Here is a 10,523-nt window from a genome sequence, read left to right on the forward strand (position 1 = left end):
GCTCTGGCCCGCGAGGCCGGCGGCGCGGCCGTCAGCCCGCCGCCGCGTCCAGCCGCGCGGCCATGATCAGGTCGTTCCGCGTCACGCCGCCCGCCGAATGGGTGGAATAGGTGACGCTGGCGAAGCCCCAGCCGAAGGCGATGTCGGGATGGTGATTGGCCGCCTCGGCCTGCCAGGCGGCCAGGTTGGCCAGCTGCGCGGCACGCTTGAAGCTCTTGAAGCGCCATTCGCGGCGGATCGCCTTGCCGTCCTCGGCCAGCCGCCATTCCGGCAGGCCGGCCAAGGCCGCGCGCAACTCGTCCCCGGCCAGCGCCGGCGCACCGTCCACGATCTTTTCCTTGTCCAGTCCGGTCATCGTCTCCTCCGTCACAGGATCGGCGCCGCCAGCGCCAGAAGATTGTTGCGCAGCCGCCGCCAGACCGACCAGCCGCGGATCTCATCCAGCCTCAGCGGGCGGGCGCGCTCGACATAGCTCTGCTGGCGCTCGTCCAGCCGTTCGGTGACGTCGCCGCCCAGGAACAGCATGTTCATCTCGTAATTCAGCTCGAAGCTGCGGCGGTCCATGTTGGCGCTGCCCAGCATCGCCATGCGCCCGTCGACGCTGATGATCTTGGAATGCAGAAGCCCGTCGCGGAACAGCATAAGCTTCACCCCGGCCGAGACCAGCCCGTAATAGAACCCCTCGGAGGTGGCCTGCACCACCAGCGAATCGTTGCGCTCGGGCAGGATCACCGTCACGTCCACGCCGCGCCGCGCCGCCGTGCGGATCGCCGAATCGAGCGAGGCGTCGGGCACGTAATAGGGCGTGGTGATCACCAGCCGCTCGCGCGCCGCATGGATCATCGTCGCCATGCAGTCCGACAGCGAGCCCTGGCGTTCGTCCGGGCCGGTGGCGACGACCTGCGCCACCTCGCCCGGCGCGGTGACCGGGCGGGTCATGCGCAGCATCTCGCCCAGGTCCTCGCCGGTATAGCTCATCCAGTCCTGCAGGAAGACCGCCTGCATCTGCCGCACCACCGGCCCCTCGATGGCCAGGAACACGTCGATCCAGGGCGCGTAGCGCGGCTTGATGGCGAAGGCCCGGTCCGAGCAGTTGCGGCTGCCGGTAAAGCCCAGCACATGGTCGATCACCACGATCTTGCGGTGGTTGCGCAGGTCCATGCGCTGGAAGAGGCCGCCGATCACCGGGATGCTCAGCGGCAGCGCCTCGACGCATTCCACCCCCGCCGCCTTCATCCGCGCCCAGGATTCCGAACGGCCGAAGGCGCGCGAGCCGAAGGCGTCGATGATCGCCCGCACCTTGACGCCGCGCCCGGCAGCGCGGATCGCCGCCTCGGCCACCGCGCGGCCCGAAGGGTCGTCCAGCCAGATATAGAACAGCATGTGCACATGCTCGGTCGCGCCGTCGATGGCCTCGACCAGCGCGGCGATGGCGCTGTCGTCCTCGGGCAGCAGCGCGGCGCGGTTGCCGGCGACGGCGGCAAAGCCGGTCGTGGCGTGATTCGCCTTGATCACGGGGGCGGCGAAATCGGGCAGGACCTTCAGCTCTTCGGGGCTGGGCTGCCACAGGCCCGACAGGTGCGAGCGCACATTGGCCATGGTCTCGACCTCGGCGCTGCGCATGCGGATCTCGCCGAACAGCACATAGGCCAGGATGCCGACCAGCGGCACCAGTTCGATCACCAGGATCCATGACAGCCGGACCGTCGGCTCCAGTCGCGGACGCAGCAGCACGCGCACCGAAACGGCCAGCGCGGCTGCGTAATGCATGAACACAAGGGCTTCGGTCCACATGCCGCCATGAAAGCCCGGACAGCGCGGAATTGCAATTCGGCACCGCTTTGCATATCTGAGCCCCTGAACAGAGCGCAGGGGCCCGCCGATGAACTGGATCACCAATTATGTCCGTCCGCGCATCAATTCGCTGTTCTCGCGCCGCGAGGTGCCCGAGAACCTGTGGACCAAATGCCCGGAATGCGGGACCATGCTGTTCCACCGCGAACTGTCGGACAACCTGAACGTCTGCACGAATTGCGACCATCACCTGGCGATCTCGCCCCGGCTGCGCTTTGCGGCGTTGTTCGACGGCGGCGTCTTCAACGAGGTGAAGGTGCCCGAGCCGGTCGCCGACCCGCTGGGCTTCCGCGACCAGAAGAAATACCCCGACCGCATGAAGGCGGCGCAGAAATCCACCGGCGAGAAAGAGGCGATGCTGGTCGCCGAGGGCGAGATGGGCCGCACCCCCATCGTCGCCGCCGCGCAGGACTTCTCGTTCATGGGCGGCTCGATGGGCATGTATGTCGGCAACGCCATCATCGCCGCGGCCGAGCGCGCGGTGAAGCTGAAGCGGCCGCTGGTGCTGTTCTCGGCCGCCGGCGGCGCGCGCATGCAAGAGGGCATCCTGTCGCTGATGCAGATGCCGCGCACCACCGTCGCCGTCGAGATGCTGAAAGAGGCGCGGCTGCCCTATATCGTCGTGCTGACCCATCCGACGACCGGCGGCGTCACCGCCAGCTACGCCATGCTGGGCGACATCCAGATATCGGAACCGAACGCGCTGATCTGCTTCGCCGGCCCGCGGGTGATCGAGCAGACCATCCGCGAAAAGCTGCCCGAGGGCTTCCAGCGCGCCGAATACCTGCTGGAACACGGCATGCTGGACCGGGTGACGCATCGCAAGAAGCTGCGCGAGGAGCTGATCTCGATCCTGCGCATGCTGGGCGGCTTGCCCGCGCCGGTGGTGGGCGATCTGCCCGCGCCTGGCAACATCGCCCCGCCGCGCGCCGAAGCCGCCGCCGACAGCGCCTCCGCCTGAGCCGGACGACATCGCGATGACCTCCTCCGACGCCATTCTCGCGCGGCTCATGCAGCTGCATCCCAAGGTCATCGACCTGTCGCTGGACCGGATGCACCGCATCCTGGCCGCGCTCGGCCACCCGGAACGCCGCATCCCGCCGGCGATCCACATCGCCGGCACCAATGGCAAGGGCTCGACCCAGGCGATGATCCGCGCCGGGCTGGAATCGGCGGGCCTGCGGGTCCATGCCTATACCTCGCCGCATCTGGCGCAGTTCCACGAACGCATCCGCCTGGCGGGCGAGCTGATCCCCGAGGCGGACCTGGCCGCCGCGCTGGAGGAATGCGAGGCCGCGAATGCCGGCGCGCCGATCACCTTCTTCGAGATCACCACGGCGGCGGCCTTCCTCGCCTTCTCGCGCACGCCCGCCGACTACACGCTGCTGGAGGTCGGCCTCGGCGGCCGGCTGGACGCAACCAATGTGATCGACGACCCGCTGCTGACCGTCATCACCCCGATCAGCATCGACCACACGCAATATCTGGGCGAAACGCTGGCCGAGATCGCCGGCGAAAAGGCCGGCATCCTCAAGCGCCGCGTGCCCTGCATCGTCGGCCCGCAGGAGGCCGTCGCCCGCGAGGCGATCGAGCAGAAGGCCGAGCGGCTCTTCGCGCCGCTGCGCATCGCCCGCCAGGACTGGGACAGCCGGCGCGAGGGCGACGCGCTGATCTATCAGGACGAGCACGGGCTGATGGACCTGCCGCTGCCCGCCCTGCCCGGCCCGCATCAGATCGTGAATGCCGGCACCGCCATCGCCGCGCTGCGCGAACTGGGCTTCGGCCGCATCGAGGCCCGCGCCGCCGTGACCGAGGCGGAATGGCCGGCCCGCATGCAGCGCCTGAGCCGCGGCCCGCTGGTCGAGGCGGCAGAAGGCTGTGAACTCTGGCTCGACGGCGGTCACAACCCGGCGGGCGGCGAGGCGGTGGCGGCGACCCTCGCGGCCATGGCGAAGAAGCCCACGCATCTGGTCTGCGGCATGCTGAACACCAAGGACGTCGCGGGCTACATGCGCCCGCTGGCCGAGGCGGCGCAAAGCCTGACCGCCGTGGCGATCCCGGGCGAGCCGAACACCCTGCCGGCCGAGGACACCGCCGCCGCCGCCGCCTCGGTCGGGCTCGCCGCCACGACCGCGCCCGATGCGCTGGCGGCAGTGCGGCGCCTGGCGGCGGACCAGCCCGGCGCGCGCATCCTGATCTGCGGCTCGCTCTACCTCGCCGGCCAGGTGCTGCGCGAGAACGGCTAGGCCGGCGCCACCTTCGGCGGAGGTCGGGGGCTCTGCCCCCGTCCCTGCGGGACTCCCCCGGGGTATTTGGAAAACGGAGAAAGCCGGGATTTGCCCGGGGCGCCGCCCAAGGCGAACAGGCCCGGTCAAAAACGCCCAGCCCGGAGGCCCGGACAACGGACGGCATCTTCTCTGTTTTCCAAATACCCCGGGGGAGGCCGAAGGCCGGGGGCGGAGCCCCCCTGGACCGCGCATCACGCCGCTAGGCCCGCCCCCAACCGGCATCGCGCATCTCGCGCAGGCGGCTCGCGGTGCGCTCGAACTCGAAGGCGCCCTCGCCCTCGGCGTAAAGCCGCTCGGGCTCGTCCGCGGCGCTGGCGATCAGCCGCACCTTCGCCTCGTAAAGCGCGTCGATCAGCGTCACGAAACGCTTGGCTTCGTTATAGTTCGACTGCGACAGCCGCGGAATCGAGTCGATGAACAGCAGGTCCAGCGCCTCGGCCATGGCCAGGTAATCGGCCGGTCCCAGCGGCTTGCCGCAAAGGTCCCAGAAGCTTGCCCGCCCGATGCGGCCGGCATGCTGCGGGATCTCGACCTCGCGGCCCTTGACCTCCAGCAGCAGCGGCGGGGCCGCCGCGCCGGCGGTTTCCTGCCGCCACAGCGCGTCCATCCGGTCATGCGCCGCGGTGTCGGCGGGGATGAACCAGACCTGCCCGCCCTCGTCGCGGTTCTGGCGGTGATCGGTGGCGCTGGCCAGCTCGACCACCTCCAGCCTCGCGCGGATCAGCGCGATGAAGGGCAGGAACAGCTGGCGGTTGAGGCCGTTCTTGTAAAGATCCTCTGGCACCCGGTTCGAGGTGGTGACGACGGTCACCCCCTCCTCGAACAGCACCTGGAACAGCCGGCCGACGATCATCGCATCGGCGATGTCGGTGATCTGCATCTCGTCGAAGCAGAGCAGCCGCGCCTGCTGCGCCACCGCCAGCGCCACCGGGCGCACGGCGTCCTGCTGGCCGGTCTTGCGCACCCCCTCCAGCGCCGCCTGGATCTCCTGCATGAATTCGTGGAAATGCACCCGACGCTTGGCCGCGACCGGCGCGGCCTCCATCACCAAGTCCATCAGCATGGACTTGCCGCGGCCCACGCCGCCCCAGAGATAGATGCCCCTGACCGCCGGCGCCGGCGGCGGAGCGGCGCCGCGCAGCCGCGACAGCAGGCCCTTTTTCTGCGGCGCCGCGGCGGGCGCGGCCGTCAGGTCCCGCACCAGCCGGTCCAGCACCGGCAGCACGCCGCGCTGCGCCGCATCGGGGGCCAGCCGGCCCGTCGCCACGCGGGCCTCGTAGAGTTCGGATACGCTTGCCATATCCGCCCCCTGCCAAAGAAAGGACCGGCCCGCAAGGGCCGGCCGGAGATTTCCGTCGATTTCGCTAAGGTTCAGCGCCCGCGGCGCTGGAAGCTGCCGCGCGGATCGGGACCGGTGCCCAGCCAGTTCTGCGTCACCAGCGCGATCTGGTTCACGATCTGCACCCGCTGGGTCAGGCCCCGGGCATCCGCCTCGTCCCCGGCGGCGCCGACCAGCGCCGGGAATTCCGCCTTGACCGGCTGCGGCTCGGTCAGTGCGGCGCCGGTGCGGGCATCGAAGACCTGCACGCTGTATTGGATGTTGTGCACGCCGGAATTCTGCAGGTTCTCGCGCACGACGGGGGTGATGGCATGGAACTGGCCCAGCGTGGCCACGATGCGCACGCGGGTCTTGCCGCGCAGGCCGGCGGCGCCCTTCTCGATGCCTTCGCGGAGGATGGCGGCGGCCTGGGCGCGGCGGTCTCCGGCCGGCTCGCCATGCCAGACGATGTCGAAATCGGGGGTGTAGCTGTTTTCCTCGCTGGTGGTCAGGGTCTCGGGCACCGCGACATCGACCGAGGCGACGCGCCAGCTGGCGGTCTGCGCCGGGTCGAGCTGTTCATAGGCGGTTTCCCAGGTGTTCGAGCAGGCGGCAAGGCCAAGCGTCAGGCCAAGCGCCAGAAGGGCGGGTTTCAACATGGAATGGCTCCTCGTTCGGGAAATGAATGACGGGCCGGCCGCGTGGCCGGCGGTTTGGAAATTGCGCCAAGGCCTCTGGCATGATCTTGTTTCTGAAAACGGCTGGATCAGAAAAGCGCCTCCCGCAAGGGACGGGTTGCGCCGCGCCCCGCGACCGGAGGGAATGTCTCCGGTCCGGCGCGAGAGTAATCGTGGATTTCCAATGCGCAAGAGATTCGCTTCGCATGAAGCGGTCTTGGCCGGAAGGGTGTCCGGCCGCATCGCGGGTGACGGCTGCGCGGTTTCAGACGATGGACTGGTTGCGGGTCTCGGCCCGGATGAACAGCGTGCCGATGGCGGCCAGCAGCAGCAGCGCCGCGAAGACGCCGATGGCGACCCCGAAGCCGCGCGCCACCACATAGCCCATGAGCGAGGGCGCCAGCAGCCCGCCCACCCGCGCCACCGCGCTGGCCGTGCCCATGCCGGTGCCGCGCAGGCCGGTCGGGTAAAGCTCGGGCGTATAGGCATAGAGCGCGCCCCAGGTGCCCAGCAGCGCAAAGCTCATCAGCAGCAGCGCGAGGGCGACCAGCCAGGGGCTGACGGCGAGGGTGAAGAGGAAGCAGCCCCCTGCGCTGAGCAGCAGGAAGATCTGCAGGGTGGGCTTCCTGCCCCAGCGTTCCACGCCATGCGCCGCCAGCGCATATCCCGGCAGCTGCGCCAGCGCCATCAGCACCAGGAAGCCATAGCCGCGCACGAAGCCGAAGCCGCCCTTGGCCAGTTCTGCCGGCAGCCAGACGAAGACGCCGTAATAGGACAGCGAGACCAGGAACCAGGCGGCGAAGATGCCCAGGCTGCGGTTGCGCAGCTCGGGGCCGAAAAGCCGCGCCTCGGCGGTGACGGGCGGCGCGGTCAGGCGGGTGCCCGGCGGCAGGGCGCGGGCGCCGTTCGCGGTCAGCACCCGGTCGACGACCGCCCGCGCCCCGGCCTCGTCGCCCTTGCGCAGCAGATACATCGGCGATTCCGGCACCCAGAGCCGCAGCCAGATGCCGATCAGCGCCGGCAGGGCGGCGACGGCGAAGATCCAGCGCCAGGGCTCGGCCGCGCCCGCCAGATGCGCGATCCAGGCGGTCAGGGCGATGGCGATGGTGCCGATGGCCCAGAACCCCTCCAGCCAGACCAGCCAGCGGCCGCGGTTCCGGGGCGGCAGGAATTCGGCCATCATGGCGTAATCCACGGGCAGCGTGCCGCCGACCGCCATGCCGGTCAGGAAGCGCACCAGCATCAGCGACCAGATGTCCGGCGCGAAGACCGAGGCGAGCCCGAAGACCGCGTCGCAGCCCACCGTCAGGAACAGCACGTTGCGCCGTCCCACCCGGTCGGCGATGCGCCCGAACAGCGTCGCCCCCGCGAACATGCCCAGAAAGAACAGCGTCCCGGTCTGCAGGGCCTGCGGCACGGTCAGCCCGAAGCTCGCCGCGATCGAGGCGGCGGTGAAGCCGATGGCGATGACCTGCATCGCGTCCGCCGCCCAGACCAGGCCAAAGATGCCCAGCAGGCGCTGCTGGAAACGGCCCGCGCCGCCCTGGGTCAGGGCCTCGTCGATGGTCAGGTTCATGGCTTTCTCCGCTGATCGGGCTGCGGCGCAGTGTTGCGACGCTCGCCGCCATGTCCACAGGAAAACGCGCCCGGCCGGGCTGTTTCGCGCAAGGTGATGCAGCGCGGACCGCAGGCCGGAGGAAAAAGGGCCGCCCCGAGGGACGGCCCCTTCGCGCGAAGGCCCCGCTAAAGCGCGACCTCGAAGCTTGGCAGCCAGCGTTCCAGCGCGAATTCCATGCCGCCCCAGGACACGGTCCGGGTCAGCGTGCTGCGGATCAGCCCGCGATGCGCGCCATAGCCGCAGCCCGCGGCATCGGTCAGCCTCCGGTAATCGGTCGGGTCGCGCTGCATGGCATAGCGCACCGCCGTGACCGGGCCCGCGACGTCCAGCAGGATGGTCCCACCCGAGACGCCGGCGGCAATGATGGCGCCGCCGCCCGTGACCTCAAGCCCCAGATGCTCCGGATCGCCGCCGTAATCGGCATAAAACCCGGGCGCGATGGTCAGCGCCTCGTCCTCGCGGACCGAGACGGGGATGGCGATCCGGTCGCCCGTCCGCGTGGCGGGGCCGGGCAGCAGGTTCCAGGCCCGGCCCGCCGCGACCTCGGCTGCCGCCCAGGCCCCGACCTCATAGGCGCGGACATATTCGGACCAGAGCTTGTGGACGCCCTTGTCGTCGCTGTTGTCGATCTTGTAGGGGTAAAGCGGCCCGACCAGCACGCCGCCCTTGGCGCGGACGAAATCCAGCTGGTCCAGCTTGCAATGATGCAGGTTCGTCGCCGCGCCCATCATGTAGCCGCCGGTCTGCTGGACGAAAAGCACCGGCGCCTCGGCCTGGCCGGTCCGGCGCCGGACCTGTTCGACCATCTGCCCGCAGGTGACCTCGGCCGCAGCCGACCACCAGCCGCGCGGACGGGCGACATCGGCCTCGCCCTGGTTCAGGAAGATGCGCGGCACCCGGATCGCCTTGCCCTCGGCGGCAAAGACCCGCACGGCCTCGGCCAGCCACAGCTCGGCATTGGCATGGGGCGTGACCACGCCCTCGGCCCCCGAGCCCGGATCGTCGTCCAGGTTCTGGATCGACTGGCCGCCGGCATCGTGGAACTGGAAGGCGACCGCCCCTGCCAGCCCGTCGCGCAGCATGGCGCAGGCCAGGACCGCGCCTTCGGGAACCGAGCCCTGCACCAGCATCGGCCCATATCCCGCCGCAGGGACGGCGGGGTCATAGCCGGCCAGCAGCGGGTTGGCGACATGCGTCACCGCCACGCCATCCGCGCGGCGCAGCCCGGTCAGCATGAGCGCGCCGGGATTGGCGGCGCCGCCGAACACCTCGCGCCACCGCTGGCCGTTCGGCGCGAGATCGGGCCCGAAATTCGCGCCAAGCGCCAGCGACTGGCCGCGGGCCAGCATCAGATCGACGGTATTCCCCGGCGCCGTCACGCCGAGCGAAAATCCGCGATCACCTCTTCGAAACCGGCGGCAAAGGCGCCGCCGGCCGGCCGGGCGAACAGCGCCGCCCGCATCAGCGTGCCGCGGACATACTGGCCGGTGCGGACGGTGACGTAATTCAGCCCCGGCGTGCCGGCCGGGGTTTCCGAGAGCATCGCGCCCGACGGCGTATAGGCGCGGACGCGCTGCGCGGCATTGTCGATCTCGATCCCGACCACGAATTCCTGGCCATAGGGCACGGGGCCAAGCGCGATGGTGCGCGGCGTCCCGTCATGATAGCGCGCCTGCAGCGTGCCGTTGTTGTTGTGAATCGCGAAGGTGCCGCCGCTGGGATTGGCGGCGAAAAGCTGCGCCACGCCCGAGCCGTAGCTGTCGATCACCATGCGCAGCACGATGAAAGCCGCGTCGATGCCGCCGGTGGTCAGCCCGCCCGCCTGCAGCGACCGCCCGTCCTCGAACCGGATCCCGGCCGGGGTCATGGCGATGGCATTGCCCGAACCCGTCGCCGCCAGGTTCCAGCCGCCATTGCCGCCATTCGTCACCCCGGTCACCGCCGCGGCGGTGCCGGCATAGGCCGCGCCCGGGTGCAGGTAGCCCGCGGCCTGCGAGTAATCGATGCTGGTCGCCTGCGGCGCGGCCACCTGCAGCAGCGCCGTCTCGGCCTCCGCCGTTCCCGCCGCATTGCTCCAGCTGACGGCAAGCGCATATTCGCCCGGTTCGGACAGCACCATGCGCAGATCCGGGTCGAGCCGGTCGCGGACCGAGCTGCCGTTCAGGGTCAGGTCCCAGCTCGCCGCCGCCGGGGGCGTGGCCTCGGCCGCGCCCAGATCCAGTGCGATGCTGTCGCCGATCCCGGCGCCTTCGGGCAGGATCCCCGGCTGGCGGGTGACGGCCGGCGCCACGGCCGGCGGCGCGCCCTCGATCAGGGTCACGCCGCGGGCATCCAGCAGCGCGGCCGGCCGACCCCCATGCCAGATGCGCGTCACCCCGTCGAAAAGCGCGCGCTCCAGCGTGCCCTGGATCGCCGGCGGGGACTCGCGCCCGTCCACCACCACGAGGTCGTTGTGGCGCCTCTGGTTTTCCGGCATGGCCTGATAGCTGTCGTAATCGGCGGCGAGGATCAGCCGGGCGAGGCCGGCCTCGCGCGCCGCCTTCAGGTTCTGNGCGCTGGTCTTTTCCAGGTCGCCCAGGGTGATCTCCAGGCCGGAGGCCAGAAACAGCGCCTTCGCCTCGAAGACCTTGGCCACATACTGGTTGTAGCCCTCGATGGTCCAGCTCGTGCCCGCCGTCTCGCCCTCGCCGTTCACGATCAGCGCCAGCGCCCATTCGCCCCGCGCATTCGTGGTCGCCTCGACCTTCTGCGTCACCACCCGCACCCCG

Annotated in this window: 8 protein-coding genes; 2 read left to right on the plus strand and 6 right to left on the minus strand. The window is 70.2% G+C overall.

What is annotated here, in order from left to right:
- Positions 1 to 31 precede the first annotated feature (31 nt).
- Both L632_RS0111865 and cls read right to left on the minus strand, forming a co-directional pair.
- Positions 32 to 355, minus strand: coding sequence for a 4a-hydroxytetrahydrobiopterin dehydratase (locus tag L632_RS0111865; protein ID WP_028713306.1), 324 nt, complete (start codon positions 353 to 355; stop codon positions 32 to 34).
- An 11-nt stretch (positions 356 to 366) separates the two neighbouring features.
- The gene (gene cls, locus L632_RS0111870) at positions 367 to 1,770 is read right to left on the minus strand and encodes a cardiolipin synthase (RefSeq protein WP_232215698.1); all 1,404 of its coding nucleotides are present in this window, start codon (positions 1,768 to 1,770) and stop codon (positions 367 to 369) included.
- Positions 1,771 to 1,882: 112 nt separating this feature from the next.
- On the opposite strand from cls, the gene accD reads away from it, so the two are divergent.
- Positions 1,883 to 2,815: an acetyl-CoA carboxylase, carboxyltransferase subunit beta gene (accD, locus tag L632_RS0111875; RefSeq protein WP_028713304.1), complete on the plus strand. Its 933-nt coding sequence runs from the start codon at positions 1,883 to 1,885 to the stop codon at positions 2,813 to 2,815.
- A 16-nt stretch (positions 2,816 to 2,831) separates the two neighbouring features.
- Positions 2,832 to 4,100: a folylpolyglutamate synthase/dihydrofolate synthase family protein gene (locus tag L632_RS0111880; protein ID WP_084637840.1), complete on the plus strand. Its 1,269-nt coding sequence runs from the start codon at positions 2,832 to 2,834 to the stop codon at positions 4,098 to 4,100.
- Between the two features lie 241 nt (positions 4,101 to 4,341).
- Here L632_RS0111880 and zapE read toward each other — a convergent pair whose 3' ends face one another.
- The 4 genes from zapE to L632_RS0111900 form a co-directional block, all read right to left on the minus strand.
- The gene (gene zapE / locus L632_RS0111885) at positions 4,342 to 5,442 is read right to left on the minus strand and encodes a cell division protein ZapE (RefSeq protein WP_028713302.1); all 1,101 of its coding nucleotides are present in this window, start codon (positions 5,440 to 5,442) and stop codon (positions 4,342 to 4,344) included.
- A gap of 71 nt (positions 5,443 to 5,513) precedes the next feature.
- Positions 5,514 to 6,119, minus strand: a complete 606-nt coding sequence (locus L632_RS0111890; protein WP_028713301.1) for a DUF6778 family protein — start codon at positions 6,117 to 6,119, stop codon at positions 5,514 to 5,516.
- Positions 6,120 to 6,402: 283 nt separating this feature from the next.
- A complete protein-coding gene (locus tag L632_RS0111895; RefSeq protein ID WP_028716854.1) occupies positions 6,403 to 7,713 on the minus strand; it encodes an MFS transporter in 1,311 nt (436 codons plus the stop codon).
- Between the two features lie 167 nt (positions 7,714 to 7,880).
- The gene (locus L632_RS0111900) at positions 7,881 to 9,134 is read right to left on the minus strand and encodes a hypothetical protein (RefSeq protein WP_028713299.1); all 1,254 of its coding nucleotides are present in this window, start codon (positions 9,132 to 9,134) and stop codon (positions 7,881 to 7,883) included.
- Between the last annotated feature and the right edge of the window lie 1,389 nt (positions 9,135 to 10,523).

The sequence above is a fragment of the Paracoccus sp. J39 genome, from assembly GCF_000518925.1.
Classification (GTDB): Bacteria; Pseudomonadota; Alphaproteobacteria; order Rhodobacterales; family Rhodobacteraceae; genus Paracoccus.